Here is a 23,169-nt window from a genome sequence, read left to right as displayed (position 1 = left end):
CCGCGCGACCCTTCACACGCATTTAGCCAGCGTTTTCCATCGGGCTGGGCCGGCCCACCCGAGATGCCCGCGGTCGTCGCCCCCCCCTTGCCCCCAGTATGCACAGACGCGCCTCGCCTCTGTCGCCATGCCCTTCTCCTCCACCAGCCCCCTCCGACCCTCCCTGCCGGCCCCGGCCTCGCCGCCCAACCACGCACACCCCTCCCCCGCCCGCCGCCACCGCCCCCCCCCGCCACCCCACCACCCCCAGGACGCCGCGCGAATTATCTCCGGCATGACTTTGGGGGCATCATCCGCGGCACCCCGCTACCGCCCGCCATCGCCGCGTCTCCCGAACCCCGATGGGAATTGGACAGGCTACGGACGCACAACGTTCAGATTCCGCGCCGGCAGGCTGCGGTATCGCAGTCCGATACCGAAAAGGCAAGCCGATGCTACTTCGCGCGGCGTCCTTGCACGAAGCCCCTCTGCTACGGATGATGCCCCCACATTCATTACGGAGATCAACATGAAACGCCTCCTCTTCGCCGCCCTGCTCGGCCTCGCCTGCGGCGCTACCCATGCGGCCGGCCGTGCGGGCCAGTCGGAACTGTCGAATGCCAGCGCCAACCTGTCCGGCGTGGTCGTCGGCGGCTCCCTCCTGACCCTGGCTGCCACCGGCAGCGTCGTGGTGGCCAGCGTCAGGACGGTCGGCGACGGCCTCGAAGTCGTGCTCGAGGGCGCCGCCGACGCCAGCCGCGCCAAGGTGCGCCTGTCCGGCCGGGCGGCCGCCGGCGTCTCGCTGGCCGCCGGCACCGCGCTGGAAGTGGTGACGGCGTCGACCGGCTACGTCCTGGTGATGTCGGGCAAGGCGATTGCCTTCCTCCCGAACGAAGCGGGCAAGGCCCTGCTGCACCATTCGAGGGCCGGCTGATGGACCGCCGCCTGTTCGGCGCCGCCCTGCTGGCCCTGGCCGTCGCCGTCCCCGCCAGGGCCGGCCAGCCCTGCGAGGAGCGCCCGCTCGCCGCCCACGAAGTCGTGCTGTCGATGGACCTGGCCCAGCGCACGGTGCAGGCCCTGGAGGCCAGCGGTGCCCAGGTCGCCCTGGTCTCGCGCGCCGGCCAGGACGTGAGCCGCTACCGCCTGCGCTACTCGCACATGGGCATCGCGGTGCGCGACCATCCGAAGGGACGCTGGACCGTGGTGCACGCGCTGAACGACTGCGGCAGCGCGGTCTCGGGCCTGTACGACGAAGGCATGGGCAACTTCTTCCTCACCGACCTGTACCGCCACGAAACCCAGCTGGTGATTCCCGGTCCCGCGCTGCAGGAGAAGCTGGCGAAGCTGGCCGGCACCCGCACGCCGGTGCGCCTGCACGAGCCGAAGTACAACATGCTGTCCTATGTATATTCGACCAGGTACCAGAATTCCAACCAGTGGGTGCTCGAGACCCTGGCCGCCGCGGCCGCCCCGCCCGGCCAGGTCGAGACCCGGCTCGAGGCCCAGAAATGGCTGCGTTCGATCGGCTTCCAGCCGCCCACGGTCGAGGTGCCGGCGGCGGTGCGCCTGGGCGCCCGCATGTTCCGCGCCAACGTGGCCTTCGACGACCACCCTTATGAGCGCCGCATGGCCGGGCAAATCGACACGGTCAGCACCGATGCCGTGGTCCGGATGGTTCGCATGGTCGACCCGCAGGCCAGGACCATGACCATCGATTGAAGCGGTCCGGCACGGTCATACGTGCGTGAACTAACCGAACAGGATCAGGCTGGCGGTTAAGGTCGTGGCTTCGCTCAAGAATTCTACGAAGGGACGGCCATGGACCACTACCAGGAATACCCGATCCGGCTGCGCATCAACGGGCAAGACCGCGAGTTCGCGGTCGGCGCATGGGTGACGCTGCTCGACCTGCTGCGCGAACGCGCGGCCCTCACCGGCACCAAGAAAGGCTGCGACCACGGCCAGTGCGGCGCCTGTACAGTGTTGCTGGACGGGAAGCGCATCAATTCCTGCCTGACCCTGGCGGTGATGCACAACGGCCATGAGGTCACCACGGTCGAGGGCCTGGCCAAGGGCGAGGAACTGCATCCGCTGCAGCAGGCCTTCATCGACTGCGATGCCTTCCAGTGCGGCTACTGCACACCCGGGCAGCTGTGCTCAGCGGCCGGGCTGATCGCCGAAGGCCAGGCCAGGAGCGTCGACGACGTGCGCGAACTCATGAGCGGCAACCTGTGCCGCTGCGGCGCCTATCCGCAGATCACCCAGGCGGTGATGCAGGTGATGGGCGTCGAGGGCAAGCCCGGCGAAGGCGAAAAGCCTTTCACAACCGGTCCGGTGCTCGCATGAACCCGTTCACCTTTACCCAGGCCAGCGACGTGGACGCCGCGCTGGCCCGCCTGGCGATGCCGGGCGTGCGTCCGATCGCGGGTGGGACCAACCTGCTCGACCTGATCAAGGAAGGCGTGACGCACCCCGGCGAGCTGGTGGACATCAATGGTCTGGGATTCGACCGGATCGAGGAAGATGCGGGCGGCGGCCTGCGCCTGGGCGCCCTGGCGCGCAACGCCGATACCGCCTACCACCCCCTTGTACGCGAACGCTACCCGCTGCTGAGCGCCGCCATCCTGGCCGGCGCCTCGCCGCAGCTGCGCAACATGGCCACCAACGGCGGCAACCTGCTGCAGCGCACCCGCTGCTACTACTTCTACGACGTCGGCACGCCCTGCAACAAGCGCGAACCGGGCAGCGGCTGTCCCGCCAAGGACGGCCTGAACCGCCTGCATGCGATCCTCGGCACCAGCGAGCACTGCATCGCCACCCACCCCTCCGACATGTGCGTGGCCCTGCGCGCGCTCGACGCCGTGGTCCACGTGCGATCGCAGGGCGGCGCGCGCGCGATCCCGTTCGCGGACTTCCACCGCCTGCCGGGCGAGCGTCCCGAGCTCGACAACACCCTGGAAGCCGGAGAGCTGGTCACCCACATCGCGCTGCCCGACGCCGGGCGCTTCGCCGCCCACTCCACCTACCTGAAGGTGCGCGAACGCCTCTCGTATGCGTTCGCGCTGGTGTCGGTGGCCGCCGCGCTCGACCTCGACGGCGGCAAGATCCGCGCCGCCCGCATCGCGCTCGGCGGCGTGGCCCACAAGCCGTGGCGGGTCGAGGAAGCCGAAGCTTCCCTCGAGGGCAAGGCGCCCGGCCCGGACGCCTTCGGCGCCGCCGCCGACATCGTCCTGCGCGGCGCCAAGGGCCACGGCCAGAACGACTACAAGCTCACGCTGGCGCGCAACGCCATCGAGCAGGCCTTGACCACCGCCACGCGCGGCACCGAGTACGCGAAGGGTGAACACCGAGGAGAGCAACAATGACCGACCTGATTCCAGAACTGCGCACCCCGACCGCGCCCGACGGCACCGGCCGGGTCCGCAGCGGCATGCCGGTGTCGCGCATCGACGGCCGCGCCAAGGTGACCGGCGAAGCGAAATACGCGGCCGAGCACGAGGCCGAGGGACTGCGCTACGGCGTGGTGGTGAGCGGCACCGTCGCCCGCGGCCGCATCAAGTCAATCGATACCCGCGCCGCCCTGGCCACGCCCGGCGTGGTGGAGGTGCTCACCCACCTCAACCGGCCCAAGGTCCGCTCATGGGACCTGGCCTACAAGGACATGACGGCGCCGGGCGGCTCGCCGTTCCGGCCCCTGTTCAGCGACCGCATCTTCTACAGCGGCCAGCCGGTCGCGCTGGTGGTGGCCGAGACCTTCGAGGCGGCGCGCCACGCGGCCCAGCTGGTGGAAGTGAGCTACGAGGAAGAAGCGCACGAGACCGACTTGCTGGCCTCGCTCGACCAGGCCTACAAGCCGCGCGCCCTGAAGGCCGGCTTCACGCCGCCCAGCTCCACCGGCGACGCCGACAAGGCTTTTGACGCCGCCGACGTGAAGATCGAGTCACAGTTCTACCACGGCGTCGAGCACCACAACCCGATGGAGATGCACGCCACCACCGTGGTCTACGGCGATGGCGGCCACCTGACGATCTACGAGAAGACCCAGAGCTCGCAGAACAACCGCTGGTACGTCTCGCGCGCCTTCGGCATCAAGAAGGAGAAGGTCACCGTGCGCAATCCCTACGTGGGCGGCGCCTTCGGTTCCGGCCTGCGCCCGCAGTACCAGCTGCCGCTGGCGGTGATGGCGGCGCTCAAGCTGAAATGCTCGGTGCGGGTGGTCCTGACGCGCCAGCAGATGTTCAGCTTCGGCCACCGCCCCGAGACCTGGCAGAAGGTAAAGCTGGCCGCCAACAACGAGGGCAAGCTGCAGGCGATCGTGCACGAGGCCATCCACGAGACCTCGCGCCTGGAAGACTATGTCGAGGTGGTCGTCAACTGGTCCGGCCAGCTGTATGCCTGCGACAACATCAAGCTCGGCTACAAGCTGGTGGCCCACGACCGCCATTCGCCGATCGACATGCGCGCGCCCGGCGCCGCGCACGGCATGCACGCGCTGGAAGTGGCGATGGACGAACTGGCCTACAAGCTGCGCATGGATCCGCTGGAACTGCGGCGCCTGAACTATGCCGACCGCAACCCGATGGACGACAAGCCCTACTCCACCAAGGAGCTGAGCCAGTGCTACGACAAGGGCGCCGCGCGCTTCGGCTGGCAAGACCGCCCGATCGAGCCGCGCTCGATGCGCGACGGGGAGGAACTGATCGGCTGGGGCATGGCCACCGGCATGTGGGACTCCCTGGTGATGCTGGCGCGCGTGAGCGCCGTGCTGCACGCCGACGGACGCCTGGTGGTGAGCAGCGCGGCCTCGGACATCGGCACCGGCACCTACACGGTGATGTCGATGATCGCGGCAGAAGCGCTGGGCCTGCCCATGGAGCGGGTGACCTTCCAGCTGGGCGACTCGACCCTGCCCTTCGCGCCGGTCGAGGGCGGCTCCTCGCACGTGTCGACGGTGGGCAGCGGCGTGCACGGCGCCTGCGACAAGCTCAAGAAAACCCTGATCAAGATGGCGAAGGCCATGCCGGGCTCGCCGCTTGCCAGGGCGCGCACCCGGGACCTGGAATTCGCCGACGGCACGCTGCGCCTGCGCAACCGTCCCGAGACCGCCATGCAGCTGCGCGAGGTGCTGGCGGCCGGCGGCGTCGATCGGGTCGAGGAAAAGTTCTTCATGAAGCCTTCGATGCTCAAGCAGCGCAAGTACACCCGCGCCGTGCACTCGGCGGTGTTCTGCGAGGTGCGGGTCAACGAGAAACTGGGCATCGTGCGCGTGACGCGCGTCGTGAACGCGGTGGCGGCGGGCCGCATCATCAGCGCCAAGACCGCCGCCAGCCAGGTGATCGGCGGCGTGGTGTGGGGCATCAGCCAGGCGCTGCACGAGGAAAGCTTCACCGACCACCGCTTCGGGCGCTTCATGAACCACAACTACGCGGAGTACCACGTGGCGGTGAACGCGGACGTGCACGAAGTCGAGGTGATCTTCGCCGACGAGGATGACCGCATCGTCAGCGAGCAGCTCGGCGCCAAGGGCGTGGGCGAGATCGGCCTCGTGTCGGTGTCGGCGGCGATCAGCAATGCGATCTTTCACGCCACCGGCAGGCGCCTGCGCGGCACGCCGATCACCCCGGACAAGGTGCTGCTGGGCGAGCACGAGATTCCGGTGCCGGAGCCGAAGCAGGCGCAGTAACACCTCCCTGCCGCGCCCGTCACGGCGGGCGCGCGCATCGGCAAGCGTAGTATTTCGTCAACACGACGCCGGCTGGCGGTTCCCCTCATGCGCCATGCATGGGGGCGCGGGTCGCATTCCGGCGTTTTTCCGACATTGTTCCGCATCTTTTCCGACTCGCCATACGGGTTTCCACGTAGTTGCAAATCTATCTATTTACTGGTAAAACCAGTCTTGCGTATGCACGCGCTCCATGCAAGCTGGCTGGATTCGTCGTGGCCTGCATCGTGGCTGTTCCTGCGTCGCCCATACTGATAAACCAAGAAAACCGAGGTTAGAGGAAGACACCGATGAAAACCACATTCCTGCGCACCGTCGCGGCCATTGCCCTGCTGGGCGCCGCAGTCGCCACCAGCGCTTCAGCCCAGAACTATCCCACCAAGACCATCACGATGATCGTGCCGTTCGCCGCCGGCGGACCGACCGATACCGTGGCGCGCCTGGTGGCCCAGTCGATGGGCAATACCCTCAAACAGCAGATCATCGTCGAGAACGTCGGCGGCGCCGGCGGCACCATCGGTGCGGCGCGCGTGGCCAAGGCCGCGCCGGACGGCTACACCATCTTCCTGCACCACATCGGCCACTCGACCGCCCCAAGCCTGTACCGCAAGCTGAGCTACAACGCGATGACCGATTTCGAGCCGGTCGGCCTGGTCACCGACGTGCCGATGACGCTGATCGCCAAGAAGGACTTCCCGGCCAAGGACTTCAAGGAACTGCTGGCCTACGTGAAGGCCAACAAGTCCAAGGTCACCTATGCCAACGCCGGCCTCGGTTCGGCCTCGCACCTGTGCGGCATGCTGTTCCAGACCGCCATCGGCGTCGACCTGACCACCGTTCCGTACAAGGGCACCGGCCCGGCCATGAACGACATGCTGGGCGGCCAGGTGGACCTGATGTGCGACCAGACCACCAACACCACCAGCCAGATCAAGAGCGGCAAGGTCAAGGTCTACGGCGTGACCACCAAGCAGCGCCTGGCCTCGATGCCGAACGTGCCGACCATGAGCGAAGCCGGCCTGCCGGGCTTCGAAGTGGCCGTGTGGCACGGCATGTACGCACCGAAGGGCACCCCGAAGCCGGTCGTCGACACCCTGTCGAACGCCCTGCGCACCGCCCTGAAAGACCCGACCGTCAAGCAGCGCTTCGCCGACCTCGGCACCGAGCCGGTGGCGGACAAGCGCGCGACGCCGGAAGCCCTGCGCACCCACCTGAAGGCGGAGATCGACCGCTGGGGCCCGATCATCACCAAGGCCGGCCAGTACGCCGACTGATCGCGCAGCGCAAACGCGGCAGGCTGTGCGGGAATCGATCCCGCGCAGCCCGTTCGCTACCACACAACAACAAGCAACAAGGGGTTCGCAGTGGCTTCCATCGTCCGCCATCCGAAGAATTTCTGGATCGGCATCATCTTCCTGTGTTTCGGCCTTGCCGCCATCGCCCTCATCGGGGACAACGAGATGGGTAGCGCCGGCCGCATGGGTCCGGGCTATTTCCCGACCGTCCTGGGCGGCCTGCTGTCCGTCGTCGGCCTGGCCGGCATCATCCGCGCCTTCATCGGCCGCCGCTCCGAAGCGCATGACGCGATCGGTACCTTCCACATCAAGGACATCGTCATCATCCTGGGCGCGGTGATCCTGTTCGGCATCCTGATGCGCGGCGCCGGCCTGGCCGCCGCCGCCTTCGTGCTGGTCATGCTGAGTTCCTTCGCCAGCAAGCAGTTCAGTTTGAAAGGCGCGCTGCTGCTCGCCGTCGGCCTGGCCATCTTCGCCGTGCTGCTGTTCGTGAAGCTGCTCGGCCTGCCCATGCCGATCGTCGGCCCCTGGCTGGGAGGGGCGTAAGACATGGAGATCTTTACCAACCTGGGACTGGGCCTCGAGACGGCCTTCACCCTGACCAACCTGTTCTACTGCCTGGTCGGCGTTTTTGTGGGCACCGCGGTCGGCGTGCTGCCGGGCCTGGGCCCGATCGCCACCATCGCCATGCTGCTGCCGGCCACCTTCGGCCTGCCGCCGGTCTCGGCCCTGATCATGCTGGCGGGTATCTACTACGGCGCCCAGTACGGCGGCTCGACCACCGCCATCCTGGTCAACCTGCCGGGCGAATCGTCCTCGGTCGTGACCGCGCTCGACGGCTACAAGATGGCGCGCAACGGCCAGGCCGGCAAGGCGCTGGCCACCGCGGCGATCGGTTCCTTCTTCGCCGGCACCGTCGCCACCATCCTGCTGGCCCTGTTCGCGCCGCCGCTGGCCGACCTGGCGCTGAAGTTCGGCCCGGCCGAGTATTTCTCGCTGATGGTGCTGGGCCTGGTGGCCTCGGTGGTGCTGGCGAGCGGCTCGCTGCTCAACGCGATCGGCATGGTGATCCTGGGCCTGCTGCTCGGCCTGATCGGCACCGACGTCAACTCGGGCGCGCAGCGCTACACCTTCGACAAGCCGGAACTGGCCGACGGCATCAACTTCGTGATCGTCGCGATGGGCATGTTCGGCATCGGCGAGATCATCCGCAACCTCGAGCACGGCGAAGACCGCAACGTGCTGATGAAGAAGGTCCAGGGCCTGATGCTGAGCAAGGACGACTTCAAGCGCATCCTCGCGCCGGTCCTGCGCGGCACCTTCCTCGGCTCGGCGCTCGGCATCCTGCCGGGTGGCGGCGCCATGCTGGCCTCGTTCTCGGCCTACTCGATCGAGAAGAAGGTCTCGCCCAACGCCAAGAACTTCGGCAAGGGCGCGATCGAAGGCGTGGCGGCGCCGGAAGCGGCCAACAATGCCGGCGCCCAGACCTCCTTCATCCCGATGCTCACGCTCGGCATCCCGTCCAACCCGGTGATGGCGCTGATGATCGGCGCGATGATCATCCAGGGCATCCAGCCGGGTCCCGCCGTGATGACCGAGCAGCCGGCGCTGTTCTGGGGCCTGATCGTGTCGATGTGGTTCGGGAACCTGTTCCTGGTGGTGTTGAACCTGCCGATGATCGGCCTGTGGGTCAAGATGATCCTGGTCCCCTACCACCGCCTGTACCCGGCCATCCTGATGTTCTGCGCGATCGGCGTGTTCAGCCTGAACAACAACGAGTTCGACATCTGGCTCATGGCGCTGTTCGGCCTGTTCGGCTACATCTGCGCCAAGCTGGGTGCGGAACCGGCGCCGATGCTGCTCGGCTACATCATCGGCCCCATGATGGAGGAATACCTGCGCCGCGCGCTGCTGCTCTCGCACAGCGACCCGATGGTCTTCCTGCGCAGCCCGATCAGCGCCACCATGCTGGCCATGGCGGCCATCGCGCTGATCATCGTGATGCTGCCGGCGCTGCGCAAGAAGCGCGAGGAAGCGTTCCAGGAAGAGTGATTACCTTATCGATGCGCGACATCGCGCCCGCTCGTTCGGCATGCTTGTACCGCCGAGCGAGTACGGCAAGGAAATAGCGATGCGGATGCCGCCCCTCGGGGCGGCATTTTTTTGTCAGAACAGCGCACCCTGCGGGCTGGTCAGCCGCGCAAAACTGTCGCCCAGAAAAGGCAGGATCGCGTCGGCGATCGGCTCGAGCTGCTTCGTCAGGTAGTGTTCGTAGTCGATGGCCGAGCGCCGCAGCTCCAGCGGTTCCGGCCCCGCCGTGGTCATCACGTAGCGGATCCAGCCGCCGCGCCGGTATTGCGCCGGCCGCCCCTGGGCGGTATGGAAATCGTCGGCCATGCGCGCCGCGCGCACGTGCGGCGGCACGTTGCGCTCGTATTCAATGAGCGGACGGCGCAGGCGCTTGCGGTAGACCAGCAGTTCGTCCAGCTCCCCGCGCAGCGTGCGCGCCACGTAGTCGGCCACCCAGGCCTCGTAGGGCTGGCCCTTGAACACGCGCAGGTAGAGCTCCTGCTGGAACCGCTGCGCCAGCGGCGACCAGTCGGTACGCACCGTCTCCAGCCCCTTGTACACCACCTCTTCGCTGCCGTCGGCGTTCAGCACCAGGCCGGCGTAGCGCTTCTTGCTGCCTTCGTCCGAGCCGCGCACGGTGGGCATCAGGAAGCGCGCGTAGTGGGTGTCGAATTCCAGTTCCAGGTGCGAGTCGAGGCCGTAATCGGCCTCTAGGTGCTCGCGCCACCAGCCGTTGACGTGGTCGACCAGCGCGCGCCCGATGCGCTCCGCGTCCTCCTGCGCGTGCGGGCCGCCGAGCCAGACGAAGGTGGAGTCGGTGTCGCCGTAGATCACCCCGTAGCCCTGTTCCTCGATCAGCGCCCGGGTGCGGTGCATGATCTCGTGCCCGCGCATCGTGATCGACGAGGCCAGGCGCGGGTCGAAGAAGCGGCAGGCGGTGGTCCCGAGCACGCCGTAAAAGGCGTTCATGATGATCTTGAGCGACTGCGACAGCGGCGCGTTGCGCTCGCGCTTGGCTGCTTCGCGCCCTTCCCACACCTGGCGCACGATGCCCGGCAGGCAGTGGCGCGTTCGCGAGAAGCGCGCGCCGCGAAAGCCCGGCACGGTTTGCTCTTCGGGCTCGGCCAGGCCGGCCACCAGGCCCACCGGATCGATCAGGAAGGTCCGGATGATGGACGGGTACAGGCTCTTGTAGTCGAGCACCACCACCGAGTCGTACAGGCCGGAGCGCGAATCCATCACGAAGCCGCCCGGGCTGTCGTCCGCCGCCACGTCGCCGATGTTGGGCGCGACAAAACCCTGGCGGTGCATCAGCGGCATGTAGCGGTGCTCGAAGGCCGCCACCGAGCCGCCGCTGCGGTCCACCGCCAGCCCGGTGACGCTGGCGCGCTCGAGCAGAAAACGGACCAGCTCCGTCTTTTCGAAGATGCGGGTGACCAGTTCGCAGTCCTTCAGGTTGTAGAAGGCCAGCGCCGGCTTGTCCTCGGCGAACATGCGGTTGATCTCGTCCATCCGGCTGTACGGGTTGTCGATCGCCTTGCCTTCGCCCAGCAGGCTTTGCGACACCGATTCCAGGCTGAACGAAGGAAAACTGTAGGTGGCCGAGCGCAGCGCCTCGATGCCGTCGATGACCAGGCGGCCCGCGATCGACACGAAGAAATGCTCGGAGCGCCCGTGCTCGCGGGTCTCGATGGCGCTGCCGTCGCGCCCCAGCCGCAAGGGCCGTCCCAGGCGTTCGGCCGCCTGCGCCAGCATGCGCAGGTCGAACTGGATCACGTTCCAGCCGATGATCGCGTCCGGGTCGTGCACGCGGATCCATTCTTCGAGACGGTCGAGCAGCTCCGCACGGCTCACACAGTACTCCAGTGCGAAGTCCAGTTCCCGTGGCGCCCCGTTGGGCTCGCCCAGCATGTAGACCTGGCGCTGGCCGCAGCCCTCCAGGCCGATGCAGTACAGTTCGCCGTGCTGGTTGGTCTCGATATCGAGCGAGACCATGCGCAGCTGCGGACGATAGTCGCCGTCCGGCTTGAGCTGGGCGTCGCGGATGAGGAGAGGATCGTCCGCATCCGGGGTGCCGTGCACCAGCACCGGCGCCGTGATGAAGCGCTCCATCAGGTAGCGTTCGGGCGGGCGCACGTCGGCCTCGTAGACGGCGACCCCGAACTCGCGCAGGCGCTTTTCCAGCCGCAGCAGCTGGCGGTACTGGCGGCAGTACAGGCCGAGCACCGGACGGTGGTGGAAGTCGCACAGCGACAGCTCGCGCAGTTCCCAGCCCTTCCTCTCGCCGTGCAGCGCCAGTTCAGCGGCCTCGCGCTGTTCCAGCGGAAGAAAGGCGACCGGGGTCTGCGGCGCCAGGCGCACGCGCCGCGGTCCTAGTTCGGTGGCGAGCCAGAACTCGACCTCGAGGCCGGCATCGCTGCCGTTGCCGACATCGCGCCAGTGACGGGTCAGCAGGAAGCCCTGCAGTGGTGTGGAATCCATGCCCGGGTCTAGGTGAAGCGCGCCAGCTCCGCTTCGCTGAAGCCCGCCTGGCGCCGCGCCTCGATATTGAAAGGCCCTTTCAGGACCGGCGCCTTGTAGCGCACGGTCAGCTGGCCGTAGGTGGACACCGGCTCCAGTCCGCGCAGAGCGCACAGGTGGAGGTACCAGCGGTTGCCGATCTCGACGTGGCCGACCTCGTCGCGCAGCAGCACGTCGAGGATGGCGGCGGCCTCCAGGTCGCCGGCCTGGGCCAGCTTGGCGCGCAGCGGCGGGATCGCGTCGAGCCCGCGCGCTTCCAGCGTGCGCGGCACCAGGGCCATGCGCGCCAACACGTCGTCGCGGGTTTTTTCCACCATCTCCCACAGGCTGTCGTGGCCCGGGAAGTCGCCGTAGGCGTAGCCGAGCGTGGCCAGGTGGCCGCACAGCATGTTGAAATGCAGGGCTTCTTCGCCGGCTACGCGCAACCAGTCGGTGTAGTAGTCCTGGGACATGCCGGGGAAGCGCCACAGCGCGTCGAGCGCGAGGTTGACCGCGTTGAACTCGATATGAGCGAGCGCGTGGACCAGCATGGCGCGTCCCTCCACGGTCGCCATCGAGCGGCGGCCGACCAGCCGCGGCGGCACCAGTTCGGGGCGCGCCGGACGGCCGGGGATGCCCGCGGGCGCGTCCAGGGTGGCGTCGGCGTCGACGCGCCACTCGCCAAGCCGGTGCGCGGCGCGCATTGCCGCCACGCCCGCGCTCTTGGCGGCGGGATCGGTCTCGAGCAGGGATTGCAGAGCGCATGCGCGTAGCTCCAGCGGTTGCGCCATTATCAAGCCTTGGGTAGATCGAAAAGCGCTAGTGTACCAAAGCCGGCAGGCGGCCATCGGCTGGGTTACCATGATGGCATCGCCATCGACCCGAGCCCCCCATGCGCCACGAGCACCCCGCCCTCCTGATCATCGACATGCAGCAATGCATGGCCAGCCCGGATGCGGGCGCGCGCAACAACCCGCAGGCCGAGGCCAACATCGATACGCTGCTGGACGCATGGCGCGCACGCGCGGCACCGGTGGTGCACGTGCGCCACATCTCGCGCACACCAGGCTCGGGCTTCGCTCCAGGGCAGCCGGGCGCCGCCTTCCAGCCGGTGTTCGCACCGCGCCAGGGCGAGCACGTGGTCGAGAAGAACGTCCCGGACGCCTTCATTCTCACGGGGCTGGAACGCTGGCTGCGGGTGCGCGGCATCGAGCGCCTGGTGGTGGCGGGCGTCAGCACCAACATCTCGGTCGAATGCAGCGTGCGCAGCGCCGGCAATCTCGGTTTTCAGGTGAGCGTGGCGGCAGACGCCTGCTTCACCTTCGCCCGCCACGACCATGCCGGTGCGCTGCGCAGCGCCGACGAGGTGCATGCGATGTCGCTGGCGAACCTGTCGGGAGAGTACGCAAGCATCGTGACGACCGCCGACGTCCTGCGGCTGCTCGACTGAGTCGTCAAGGCCACACTCTACCCGTATGACATTGTGGCAAGCCGGTCAGGCTTGCTACACTGGCAGGCCGGACGTTCCGTCCATCGCCAGGCCCACCGCAAAGGAAGCGTGCCATGTTCGCCCGTCCTGACCTGCAGTCCCGCCTCATCCTCACCACGTCCGCCCTGGCCGCTGAGGTCCTCCACCTCGGCTGGGAATACAGCCACGGCGGCGTGCCGGCGCACCACCTGCTGAACAACCCGGAACTGCCCGCCGTCTCCAATTGGTGGGGGCTGCTGGTCGTGCCACTGCTGGTCTGGTTCCTGGTGGGTCGCATCCAGCGCCGCGCCGCCACCCTGGTGCAAATCGGTAGCCGCGAGCGTTTCCGCACCCTCGCCCGCGCCCGCTTCGCCGTCGCCTTGCTGTGGGCCGGGGCCTTGGCGCTGGCCTTCACGCTCGGACACCCGTCCGTGACCTGGATCTTCTTCGGCGCCTTTGCCGCGGCCGTGTGCGCGGGCGCCTGGCGTGCCGAATACGTGCTCGGCTTCGCGCTGGGCATGAGCTTCGCCTTCGGCGCCGTGCTGCCGGTGCTGGTGGCCTCGACCATCGCGGCCTGCGCGTTTACCGTGCACCTGGTGTTTGGCGCCGTGCTGCGGCTGGCGCGCGGCGGGCGGGTGCGCGGGGCTGGCCTGCCCTAGGCAGAATAGAACTGCGCGACACCGCGCACGGGCTGCGAGCGCATCGAATTAAACCACGGCAGCGCTGAACGGCTCAGGCCGCCGCGCCAGCAGATGAGACAGCCGCTGCAGCCCCGCCTGCAGGCGTCCACGGTCCTGGATGCTGCCCAGGGAAATCCGAATCGCATTCGCGGAACCACCGTCAGTTGCGAATGCCTCCGCCGGCGTGACCGCAATGCCCTCGCTGTCGGCCGCACGCGCAAGCTGCGCGGAGTTCCAGTATGCGGGCAACTCGAGCCATACATGCAAGCCGTCGCCGGCGCCACTGTAGCGCCCGGCAAGAATATCGCGCGCCATCCGGTGGCGCAGGCGCGCTTCCCTGCGTACGCCTGCCAATAATCCGCCGGCCGAACCGTCGAGGATCCACTGGGTGGCCAGTGCGGCCGTCAAGGGCGCGACCATCAGCGCAAATGACCTGAGCGCGGCCAGGAAGCGTTCCCGCTCTTGCCGATCGCGTACCAGCGCGAACGCGACACGCAAACCAGGCGTCAGGCATTTCGACAGGGTGGAAATGTAGACCACCTGTTCCGGAGCAAGCGTGGCGATCGGCGGCGGCGGGGCATCGGCGAGGAGCCAGTAGGGATCGTCCTCGACGATGCGTACATCGCAAGCTTGCGCGATGCCGGCAAGCGCCTTGCGCCGGCGTTCCGGCATGGTGATGGCGGTCGGGTTCTGTAAAGTCGGATTGAGGTAGACCAGCCCAGGCTTGTGCTGGCGGCAGGCTCCCTCGAGCATCTCGGGCAGCATCCCGTGCTGGTCTGCTTCCACCGCAATGAGGCGCCGGCCGAACTGGGTCGCTGCGGCGCGCAGGCCGGGATAGGTCACGGGCTCCGCCAGGATGACGTCGCCCGGCTCCGTCAGCGCAAGGATCAATGCGGCAATCGCCGCTTGCGCACCCGGACAGACGACGAGCTGCCCCGGATCCAGCGTTCCGAACATGGGCTCGAGCCATGCGGCGCCAGCCTTGCGGTCGGAGTCGCTTCCCCCGCCCAGGTGGTAAGTCATCAGCGACGCATTCTCTGCCCGCATTAGCACTTGCGATAGACCTTGCTTCAACAGCTCGCCGAAGTCCACGCCATCCGGCGGCGGCGGGGTATTCATGCTCAGGTCGAGGATCGCTGTCAGTTCGACTTTCGGCGCTGCGACATAGGTGCCGCGCGCGCCGCGCCCTTCCAGCAGGTGACGGCGCCTGGCTTCGTCGTAGGCGCGCGTGACCGTCGTCAGGTCGACGTCCAACTGCGCCGCCAACTGGCGCTGGGGAGGCAGACGGTCGCCCGGTTTCAGCGATCCATCGGCCACCGCCGCCTGCAGGGCGTCCGCGATCTGCAGGAAACGTGGCCCTTTGTTCCCGGTCAGGCGCGGCAGCCAGGATGGCAAAACTTCATCTTGCATGGATCTCAACTGGGACATTTTGTCTCAATGTATGGATATTGTTTTTAAGTAGAATGCCTCAGAACGTCCGGCAACACCATCCTTGCATGGCAGTCGCCGCGCTTTTTCTCCTCTCTCATCACTATTCGGCAATGAAGCGCCGGATGCAGCCGCTCAAAAATATGGAATGGACCCCAGTAGTATTCTATGTATTCAAGTTTGTCGTGCTAGGCATCGGCATGTTCTACGCCGTCAAGTGGCATTACGATCAAGGGGAAAAGAACCAGGACAAGCAGCAAGAGAAGCGCGCGGTGCTGCGCGCCGCCGGCAAGCTGGCGGCCCTCTTCCTGGTGCTGCTCCTCATCCTTGGCCTGGCCACCTTCTTCCTTGCCAGGACGCTCGGCCTGGACCTGAGCATGCCCTGAGGGCGTGCAGGCGCCGCCCTACATCTGGCGGAACAGGTGGGCGTACACCGGACTCACGCGCGGCTTCTCGGGCCGGTTGCGCAGGTTGAGCATCACCTTGCCCATCGAATCACGCCCGGCGCTGGCCACGCAGCCCAGGTTCACCACGGTGCTGCGATTGACCTGGCGGAAGGTGTCCGGGTCGAGCTGAGGCAGCAGTTCCTTGAGCGGCACCCGGATCAGCGCTTCGCTCTCCGCCGTGACCACGTTTACATACTTGTCGGTCGCCTGGAAGTACACCACATCGGCCACCGGAATCATGCGCACCATGTTCCCGACCGCCGCGCGCACGATCATCAAGCGTTCCGGGGCCGGGGCGGACGGCATCAGCGCCTGCAGGCGGCCGACCAGATCCGCGAGCGGATCGCTCCCCTCCTCTTCCTGGCGGCGCCCCAGCATGCCCCGCAGGCGCTCGACCGTGCGGGCGAGGCGCGCCTCGTTCACCGGTTTCAACACATAGTCGGCCGCCGCCTGCTCGAAGGCCTGCACCGCGTAATCGTCGTAGGCGGTCACGAACACGACGTGCGGGAATGGCGCTGGTCCTTCCCAGCGCTCGGCCAGTTCCTCGGCCGCCTCGATACCGGTCTGGCCGGGCATCTTGATGTCCATGAACAGCACGTCGGGGCGGGTCGCCAGTGCCTGCTCCACCGCGGCCACGCCGTTCGGGGCGGTCGCGACGATCTCCAGTTCGGGCCACAGCTTGTCCAGGAGGCGGGCCAGGGTCGCGGCCAGGATCGGTTCGTCTTCTGCAATCAGCGCGCGGATGCTCATGCGGTCTCCAAAGGTAAAGTAAGGCGGACAAGGGTGCCTTGCGGCTGTGCCGGCGTGATCAGGACGCCGGCGCGTTCGCCGTACAGCACGCGCAGGCGTTCGCGGGTGGTGGCGACGCCGACCCCGCCGCCGCCGTGGCTGGAGTGGCCGAGGCCCAGGCCGGTATCGAGGATGCGCAGGTCGAGCAGGCCGTCGCGCGCCTCGGCCGAAATCCGGACTTCGCCGCCCTCGATCTTCGGTTCGAGTCCATGCACGATCGCGTTCTCGACCAGGGGCTGCAGCAGCATCGGCGGCAGTTTCGCCGCGCGCAGCGCGGGCGGCAGCTCCAGCCGGTAGGACAGGCGCTCGCCCATGCGCACCTGCATCAGGCCGAGATAGGCGTCCATGGCGGCGAATTCATCGGCCAGCGTGGTACTTTCCGAGCGCGCGGCGCCCAGCGTGGCGCGCAGGTACTGGATCAGCTGGTCGAGCATGGTGTTGGCGCGGTCCGGGTCGATCGCGATCAGTCCCTGCAGGTTGGCCAGCGTATTGAACAGCATGTGCGGTTCGATCTGGGCCTGCAGCAGGCGCAGCTGTGCCTGCAGGGCCTGGCGTTCGACGGTTTCGGCACGCAGGCGCGCCGCGTGGTGTTCCTGCTCGGCCCGCCGCAGCCCCTCGCGGTGCGCCGCCAGCACCATGCCCGCGCACAGCAGCAGGAAGGTCAAGGCAGCCAGGCTCAGGCGCGGCAGCGTGGCGTAGCCGGCCAGGTCGGGAGGATTGTGTTCGAGCAGACGGCCGATCACCTGCACGCCGCTGAAGTGGGCCAGCGGCGCCGCCAGGGCCGCGACGCCGGCCAGCGCCAGCCACTGGCGCCGCTCCTGCAATGGCCCCGGCCAGAACAGCAGGCGCGCCGTGTCGACGATGGCAAAGCCCAGCACCGAGATGAAGCAGGAATACGCGAGCTGTTCGTACAAGGTTTCGGGCCGGCCGACCACCAGCGTGATGATCACCGCCGCCAGCACGCCGAACACGACGGCCATCCGCAGGTCGCGCAACAGCCTGGCGCCGAAGCTGTCCGGCGGGGCCGCCGGCGCCGGCGCAAGGGAAAGGATGGAGCTGGTCATGCGGCCTCGCTTCGGTGGGTTATCAGATTGACCAGCATTCTGCCCAGCCGATGCCGTCTCGGCAAGACGGGAGCGATGAACCCGCATTTCGATACCGTGAACCGGCCTGCCGGTCGACCGGATTGTCGCCTGGCCCCCGCGAAATGGCCCTGCGGATATGTCACCAGCGCCTCCTTTCCTGTAGGATAGCGCCTTTGCTCGGTACAGCCCAGCCGGCTATTACCCCGCAGCTCATCAATACGATAACCAGTGTCGCGAACCGGCCCAGCCCGGCTCGTCGGGAGTGTATGGAACGATCCCCGCACGCGCGCAAGATGAAGATGACGCGCAGCCGTACCGCCATTGCCTGCGCCGCCGTGGTGCTGGCCATCGCCTGCGCCGAGACGGTGCGCTGGAGCCGCGCCCGGGCCGCCGCCGCCCCTTCCACGGTGCAGGCCGTGGTGCCGGGACGGGTGGCCCTGTCCGAACTGTCGCGCTCCCTGATCCCGATGCCGCGCAATACGCCCTCGGCCCATGCCAGCGCGATGGCGACGCTGCCCGGCGACCGATTGATCACTTTCTGGTGGGCCGGCAGCCGCGAGAGCGGACCGGACGTCAAGGTCTATGCCTCGCAATGGCAGAACGGCAAATGGGGCGAGCCCTGGATGGTGGCCAGCCGCGAAACGCTCGGCAAGGCCCTCGGCTACGGCGTGCGCCGCATCGGCAACCCGGTGGCCTGGACCGGCCCGGACGGCCGGATCCACCTGTACGTGGTGGCCACCGGCCTGGGCGGTTGGGCGGCGTCGCGCGTGGTCCACCTGGTCTCCGTCGACGAAGGGGCCAGCTTCGCCATGAAGCGCGTGCTGCCGATGTCGCCGCTGTTCAATACCAGCGTGCTGGTGCGCACCAACGCGGTGGGACTGGTCGACGGCGGCTGGTGGCTGCCGGTGTATTTCGAGATCGGCATCAAGTACCCGATGATGATGGCCTTCGGCCCGGACGGCGAGCCCACCGGCCTGGGGCGCATCGGGACCCGTACCACCACGCTGCAGCCGGCCATCGTCCCGGTCTCCACTACCGAGGTGCGCGCCTGGATGCGCGACGCGAGCGACGAGCGCCGCGTGCAGCATGCGCGCAGCCGCGACGGCGGCGCCAGCTGGGAAGACCTACCGGCCCTGGACCTGACCAACGAGAACACCTCGATGGCGGTGCTGCGCCTGGCCAATGGCGAATTCCTGATGCTGCACAACCATATCGCCCCCGGCGGCGGCTCGCGCAGCCTGCTGCGCCTGTCGCTCTCGAAAGACGGCCACACCTGGCGCACCGTGGCCGACGTGGCCAGCGGCGGCAAGGGCGACGAGTTTTCCTATCCCACCATGCAGCAGGTCGGCGGCGAACTGCACATCACGTATACCTTCCAGCGCCAGGCGATCGCGCATCACCGGTACCGGATCAGCATTGGAGAGACCACCTAGTGACCCTGCCCGATCTTTCGCTGCAGTTCGTGTATGCCCGCCTGGCGTGGGCACTGGTGCTGGCCGCCGTCCTGGTCGGCCTGTGGCCCGCATCCTGGCGCCTGCCGCGGCGCGCGCTGGGCGCCACCCTGGCAGCCTGCCTGCTGCTGATGGCCTTGCCGGGCACCGCCTCGCCGGCCTGGCACCTGGGCCTGGCCTTCCAGTATCCGAGCGCCCTGCTGGCCGGCCTGTGCCTGCTCAAGCTGCATGCGCGCTGGCGCAAGGCTTCCGGTCCGGTCCCGGCCGCGCTGCCGGTGCCGCTGGCGGCGGCGCTCGCCGTGACCGGCCTGCTGCTCTACCTCGACGCCTTCGGCCTGATCGCGGGCGGCTATTATTACGCCGGCTTCGGCGGCCGCGCGGCGCTGGCCGCGGTGCTGCTGGCCGCCATCTGCGCGCTGGCCGCCACGCGCGGCCGCTTCCCCCTGCAAACCGCCGCGATCCTGGGCGCCCTGGCCCTGTTCTCGTTCGCGCGGCTGCCGAGCGGGAACCTGTGGGATGCGCTGCTCGACCCGCTGCTGTGGGGCTGGGCCCTGGTCACCCTGCTGGGCGCCGCCCTGCGCGTCCTGCTGCGCGCCCGCGCGCGCCGAGTGCTGGCCAGCGCCGAAGCGGAGCTGCCGGTGCTGCATCCTGCCGGCGCCGAACCGATTTCATCAATGAAGGAGTAGTCTGTGGCAAACAAGAAGTGGTATCTCCATCCCGTCATCGCCACCGGGATCGTCATCAACGCATTCGTGCTGCTGCTCGCGGTGGTCCTGGCGGGCAACCCGGCCAGCATGGACCGCCTGCTGGTGGAAGACGGCATCGTCGAATGGATGCAGTTCCTGTGCTTCATGGCGCTGGCCGGCCTGCTCGGCTTCGCGTTCTTCGAACGCCTCAAGCGCAGCGACCGCGGCGCCATGGAATTGCTGACCCTCGGCGGCCTGAGCCTGCTGTGCGCGCTGGCCGCGATGGAAGAGATCAGCTGGTTCCAGCGCATCCTGAACATCCAGTCCTCGGAATTCTTCCTGCAGAATAACCGCCAGGGCGAGACCAACATCCACAACCTGGCCGTGGGCGACGGCAGCCTGCACAAGAACGTGCTGCTCAAGCTGATCTTCATCACCGGCATGGTCCACAACCTGATCCTGCCGCTGGTGGCGCGCTTCAAGCCGGGCGTGCAGGACTGGGTCGAGAAGATGGGCCTGTACCTGCCGCCGCTGTCGGCCTCGGTGCCCTACCTGGTGCTGGTGGCGCTGTCGCACCTGCTGGTCGACCACCCGCGCAAGGGCGAGCTGGGCGAGATGTTCGGCGCGGTGCACTACATGGCGACCGTGTTCGGCGCCTATTTCGTGGGCGTGGCATACAAGCGCGCACCGCTGTTCGAGAACCCGGCCGACATGCGCCGCGTGTCGACGCTGTTCGCGCTGTGGATGCTGTTCCTCTTGATGAATGGCTGGATGCTGAGCGCGGGCGCCGGCGCCATGGTCGGCTGATCGATTCTGTACCAATCGGCCGGGCGGCATCGCCGCCCGGCCGTCCACGGCTCAGAAGCCGTAGTTCATGCGGGCGTAGATGAAGCGCCCTGCCCGTCCGAACGGCGCATAGTTCGCGAACGGGGTGTTGCCCGTGGTGTTCAACGCCGGCGGCTGGGTCTCCGGATACTGGTCGAACAGGTTGTCCGCACCCAAAGCCAGGCTCAGTTTCGGCGTGAACGCATAGCGCGCTTCGATGTCGACCAGGGTCTTCGGATCCATCCAGAAGTCCAGCGCCGCGGTGGTCCCCGGCGACAGCACCTTGCCGTAGCGGGTCGCACGGAAGGTCGCGCCCCACTGTCCCAGTTTCCAGTTCACGTTCGCGCTCAGCTTGTTCGCCGGCTGGCCCTTCTCCAGCGACAGCACATTCAGGCGATCGAACAGCACCGGCGCCGGGTTCAGGGCGCTCAGCTGCGCCGTCACCGGCACCTTGGTCACCTCCGTATCGGTAAAGTTGCCGGCCACCGTGAAGTCGAAGTTGCCGGCATTGGCGGTCTTCATCGGCCAGCTCACCACCACGTCCACGCCCTGGGTGCGGGTATCGACGCCGTTGATGAAGAAGCGACCGCCGCCCACGCCCGTGATCCCCTGCGAGATGATGTAGTTGCGTACGTTCGCCTGGGTCAGGTTCTCGGACAGGATGATACGGTCCTCGATGTCGATGCGGTAGGCGTCGACGGTGATGCTGAATGGATCGAATCGTAAGACCGCGCCGAGCGAGGCATTCACCGATTTTTCCGCTTCGAGCGGCTTGGCGCCCAGCGCCACGGCCACCCGGTCGGTCGGGCGGAAGGTGGTGATCTCGAAGGGCACGCCGTTGATGAAATTGGTGGAGGTCGCGGTGAAGTTCTGCTGCTGCGGCGAGGGCGCGCGGAAGCCGTTCTGGACGGCGCCGCGCAAGGCGAAGGCGCGGCTGAAATCATAGCGGCCGGAGAGCTTGCCGACCAGGCTGTTGCCGAAGTCGGTGTAGTGCTCGCCGCGCACCGCCACCGAGGCCAGCAACTGCGGCGTGATGTTCGCTTCCAGGTCGACGAAAGCGCCGATCGCGCTGCGGTGCGCATCGACCTCGTTGGACGGGCGGAAGCCCGGGAACACCTGGGCGCCCGGCGCCGCCGGGGTGCCGTTCGGCAGGATCTCGGGGCCGGCGTGCCAGGAATCCGGCTCGCCCGCGAACAGCTCGTAGCCTTCGCGGCGCGCCTCGGTGCCGACCGCGATGTTCAGCGGCGAGGCAAAGCCCGCCACCTCCAGCGAACGCACGCCGGTCAGGTTGAACACCAACTGGTCGTAGGCGTAGCCGCCGGCATAGAACGTGCGCTTGCTGCTCGGGCCGATCGAGCGGTTCAGCGTGTTCTCGATGTCGTACTCCATCTTGTTCCTGCCGTAGCCGAGCGAGGCGTCCATGTCCCAGCTGCCGGCCTGCCAGGTAACGCCGCCGGTGGCGGAGAAGTCGTTAACGGTCGGCGCGATGATCGGCAGGAAGCCGTCAGGATAGATCGAGGGGATGTTGCGCGCATCCTGGGCCGGGCGGAAGAAGCCGCCCGAGCGCGCGAAGCGGTTCTGGTAGCTCGCCCAGCCGTACAGCTTGACGCCGCCGCCCAGGTCGTTGCCGGCATTCGCGAAGAAGGTCACCTGCTCCATCTCCGGCTCGCCGTACCAGGCGTTGAAGCGGTTGATGGTCAGTTCGCGCGGGTCGAAAGCGCCACCCGCCAGGCGCGGGTACTGCTGGCGCATGTCGTAGCCGCTGCGCTCGGTGCGCTCCTGCTTCTTGTATTCGCCGGCGAGCGTGAGGTGGCCGGTCTCGCCCAGGGCCAGCCCCTTCCAGATGCTGACGGTGCCGGTCTGGCCGTCGGTGCGTTCGCGCTTGGCCGGCGCGGTCCAGGTGGCCCCTGCGGGAGCGACGTCGTTCCACAGTTCGTATTCGGTCTTGCGCGCGCCATAGGTGACGCTCGCTTCGCCGCCTTCGCGGTCGGTGCGCAGGCGCAGGTTGACCACGCCCGAGATCGCGTCCGACCCGTACTGGGCGGCGGCGCCGTCGCGCAGCACCTCGACGCTTTTCACGATCGCGGTCGGGATGGTGTTCATGTCCACCGCCGCCGAGCCGCGGCCGATCGAGCCGTTCACGTTCACCAGCGAGGATGCGTGGCGGCGCTTCGAGTTCACCAGCACCAGGGTCTGGTCGGGCGCCATGCCGCGCAGGGTGGCGGGACGGATGGTGTCGGTGCCGTCGGTGATGGCCGGGCGCGGGAAGTTCAGCGAAGGCAGCGCGATCGACAGGGCCTGGTTCATTTCGGTGGTGCCGACGTTCTTCAGCGTCTCCGACGAGATGATGTCGACCGGCGCGGCGGTATCCAGGGCGGTACGGTTGGCCACGCGGGTGCCGGTGACCACCACCGTGGCGGCAGTCGCCGGGTCGCTTGCCGCAGGCGTTCCCGTCGCGGCGTCCTGCGCGTGGGCGCCGGTAAACAAGGAAGCGATGGCAAGGGCCAGGACCGTCTTTTTGGTGTCGTGTTTCTGCATCTTGGGTTTTCCTCTTGTTATAGGTTCTTACCGCGCCGGAACCAGGCGCCGCGTATTGCTTGTTCGATACTGCTGGGCACACAATAGGATGTCAATTCGTAAAACTTGCAGTTGGGCATATTTACAACAGCCGCCGCGCGTCAGGCTGCTGTAAGGCCCGGATGCCCTAGGCTTGCTACACTTTCATCTTTACCAGCCAGGATCCTCG

The 23,169-nt window shown here is 67.7% G+C and carries 21 protein-coding genes; 14 read left to right on the top strand and 7 right to left on the bottom strand.

What is annotated here, in order from left to right; genetic code table 11:
- Nucleotides 1-12: 12 nt before the first annotated feature.
- A complete protein-coding gene (locus tag FG94_RS28675; protein WP_036217654.1) occupies nucleotides 13-276 on the bottom strand; it encodes an SIP domain-containing protein in 264 nt (87 codons plus the stop codon).
- Nucleotides 277-508: 232 nt separating this feature from the next.
- Between FG94_RS28675 and FG94_RS25690 the strand changes: the two genes are divergently transcribed.
- From FG94_RS25690 to FG94_RS25655, 8 genes are all read left to right on the top strand, one after another.
- A complete protein-coding gene (locus FG94_RS25690) occupies nucleotides 509-913 on the top strand; it encodes a hypothetical protein (protein WP_036217651.1) in 405 nt (134 codons plus the stop codon).
- The gene (locus FG94_RS25685) at nucleotides 913-1,698 is read left to right on the top strand and encodes a DUF2145 domain-containing protein (protein WP_036217648.1); all 786 of its coding nucleotides are present in this window, start codon (nucleotides 913-915) and stop codon (nucleotides 1,696-1,698) included. The genes FG94_RS25690 and FG94_RS25685 overlap by 1 nt, the downstream gene beginning before the upstream one ends.
- A 99-nt stretch (nucleotides 1,699-1,797) precedes the next feature.
- Entirely contained in the window at nucleotides 1,798-2,325 is a 528-nt protein-coding gene (locus FG94_RS25680) for a (2Fe-2S)-binding protein (RefSeq protein WP_036217645.1), read from the top strand.
- Nucleotides 2,322-3,344 (top strand): xanthine dehydrogenase family protein subunit M, encoded by a 1,023-nt coding sequence (locus FG94_RS25675; RefSeq protein WP_036217642.1) that lies wholly within the window; start codon nucleotides 2,322-2,324, stop codon nucleotides 3,342-3,344. Before FG94_RS25680 ends, FG94_RS25675 begins: the two co-directional genes overlap by 4 nt.
- A complete protein-coding gene (locus FG94_RS25670) occupies nucleotides 3,341-5,662 on the top strand; it encodes a xanthine dehydrogenase family protein molybdopterin-binding subunit (protein WP_036217639.1) in 2,322 nt (773 codons plus the stop codon). Before FG94_RS25675 ends, FG94_RS25670 begins: the two co-directional genes overlap by 4 nt.
- A gap of 329 nt (nucleotides 5,663-5,991) precedes the next feature.
- Nucleotides 5,992-6,975 (top strand): tripartite tricarboxylate transporter substrate binding protein BugD, encoded by a 984-nt coding sequence (locus tag FG94_RS25665; RefSeq protein ID WP_036217636.1) that lies wholly within the window; start codon nucleotides 5,992-5,994, stop codon nucleotides 6,973-6,975.
- Between the two features lie 90 nt (nucleotides 6,976-7,065).
- Nucleotides 7,066-7,542, top strand: a complete 477-nt coding sequence (locus FG94_RS25660; RefSeq protein WP_036217633.1) for a tripartite tricarboxylate transporter TctB family protein — start codon at nucleotides 7,066-7,068, stop codon at nucleotides 7,540-7,542.
- 3 nt (nucleotides 7,543-7,545) lie between these two features.
- A complete protein-coding gene (locus tag FG94_RS25655; protein ID WP_036217630.1) occupies nucleotides 7,546-9,048 on the top strand; it encodes a tripartite tricarboxylate transporter permease in 1,503 nt (500 codons plus the stop codon).
- A 114-nt stretch (nucleotides 9,049-9,162) separates the two neighbouring features.
- On the opposite strand, the gene FG94_RS25650 is transcribed toward FG94_RS25655, so the two are convergent.
- The gene (locus tag FG94_RS25650) at nucleotides 9,163-11,547 is read right to left on the bottom strand and encodes a DNA polymerase II (RefSeq protein ID WP_036217627.1); all 2,385 of its coding nucleotides are present in this window, start codon (nucleotides 11,545-11,547) and stop codon (nucleotides 9,163-9,165) included.
- An 8-nt stretch (nucleotides 11,548-11,555) separates the two neighbouring features.
- Nucleotides 11,556-12,356, bottom strand: coding sequence for a ferritin-like domain-containing protein (locus FG94_RS25645; protein WP_036217623.1), 801 nt, complete (start codon nucleotides 12,354-12,356; stop codon nucleotides 11,556-11,558).
- A gap of 101 nt (nucleotides 12,357-12,457) precedes the next feature.
- Between FG94_RS25645 and FG94_RS25640 the strand changes: the two genes are divergently transcribed.
- Entirely contained in the window at nucleotides 12,458-13,015 is a 558-nt protein-coding gene (locus tag FG94_RS25640; protein ID WP_036217620.1) for a cysteine hydrolase family protein, read from the top strand.
- Between the two features lie 113 nt (nucleotides 13,016-13,128).
- Nucleotides 13,129-13,692, top strand: a complete 564-nt coding sequence (locus FG94_RS25635; protein ID WP_036217618.1) for a hypothetical protein — start codon at nucleotides 13,129-13,131, stop codon at nucleotides 13,690-13,692.
- Between the two features lie 48 nt (nucleotides 13,693-13,740).
- On the opposite strand, the gene FG94_RS25630 is transcribed toward FG94_RS25635, so the two are convergent.
- Nucleotides 13,741-15,123, bottom strand: a complete 1,383-nt coding sequence (locus FG94_RS25630) for a PLP-dependent aminotransferase family protein (protein ID WP_036217751.1) — start codon at nucleotides 15,121-15,123, stop codon at nucleotides 13,741-13,743.
- Nucleotides 15,124-15,209: 86 nt separating this feature from the next.
- Here FG94_RS25630 and FG94_RS25625 point away from each other — a divergent pair, with 86 nt between their 5' ends.
- Nucleotides 15,210-15,527: a hypothetical protein gene (locus tag FG94_RS25625; RefSeq protein ID WP_307188132.1), complete on the top strand. Its 318-nt coding sequence runs from the start codon at nucleotides 15,210-15,212 to the stop codon at nucleotides 15,525-15,527.
- 18 nt (nucleotides 15,528-15,545) lie between these two features.
- On the opposite strand, the gene FG94_RS25620 is transcribed toward FG94_RS25625, so the two are convergent.
- Complete coding sequence (locus tag FG94_RS25620; RefSeq protein WP_036217615.1) at nucleotides 15,546-16,337, bottom strand: LytTR family DNA-binding domain-containing protein; 792 nt, start codon at nucleotides 16,335-16,337, stop codon at nucleotides 15,546-15,548.
- Nucleotides 16,334-17,440 carry a sensor histidine kinase gene (locus FG94_RS25615; RefSeq protein WP_036217612.1) on the bottom strand — a complete coding sequence of 369 codons (1,107 nt, stop codon included), beginning with the start codon at nucleotides 17,438-17,440 and terminating at the stop codon, nucleotides 16,334-16,336. The genes FG94_RS25620 and FG94_RS25615 overlap by 4 nt, the downstream gene beginning before the upstream one ends.
- A 287-nt stretch (nucleotides 17,441-17,727) precedes the next feature.
- On the opposite strand from FG94_RS25615, the gene FG94_RS25610 reads away from it, so the two are divergent.
- Genes FG94_RS25610 through FG94_RS25600 form a run of 3 tightly spaced genes read left to right on the top strand, consistent with a single transcriptional unit; the run spans nucleotide 17,728 to nucleotide 20,405 of the window.
- Nucleotides 17,728-18,894, top strand: a complete 1,167-nt coding sequence (locus FG94_RS25610) for a sialidase family protein (protein WP_081926209.1) — start codon at nucleotides 17,728-17,730, stop codon at nucleotides 18,892-18,894.
- Nucleotides 18,894-19,598, top strand: coding sequence for a hypothetical protein (locus tag FG94_RS25605; protein WP_036217608.1), 705 nt, complete (start codon nucleotides 18,894-18,896; stop codon nucleotides 19,596-19,598). Before FG94_RS25610 ends, FG94_RS25605 begins: the two co-directional genes overlap by 1 nt.
- A 3-nt stretch (nucleotides 19,599-19,601) precedes the next feature.
- On the top strand, nucleotides 19,602-20,405 hold the full coding sequence (locus FG94_RS25600) for a hypothetical protein (RefSeq protein WP_036217607.1): 804 nt from the start codon (nucleotides 19,602-19,604) through the stop codon (nucleotides 20,403-20,405).
- A gap of 51 nt (nucleotides 20,406-20,456) precedes the next feature.
- On the opposite strand, the gene FG94_RS25595 is transcribed toward FG94_RS25600, so the two are convergent.
- Complete coding sequence (locus tag FG94_RS25595; protein ID WP_036217604.1) at nucleotides 20,457-22,961, bottom strand: TonB-dependent siderophore receptor; 2,505 nt, start codon at nucleotides 22,959-22,961, stop codon at nucleotides 20,457-20,459.
- Between the last annotated feature and the right edge of the window lie 208 nt (nucleotides 22,962-23,169).

The organism is Massilia sp. LC238 (genome assembly GCF_000735635.1).
Taxonomy (GTDB): Bacteria; Pseudomonadota; Gammaproteobacteria; order Burkholderiales; family Burkholderiaceae_D; genus Telluria; species Telluria varians.
This window is presented reverse-complemented; position numbering and strand designations above follow the sequence as displayed.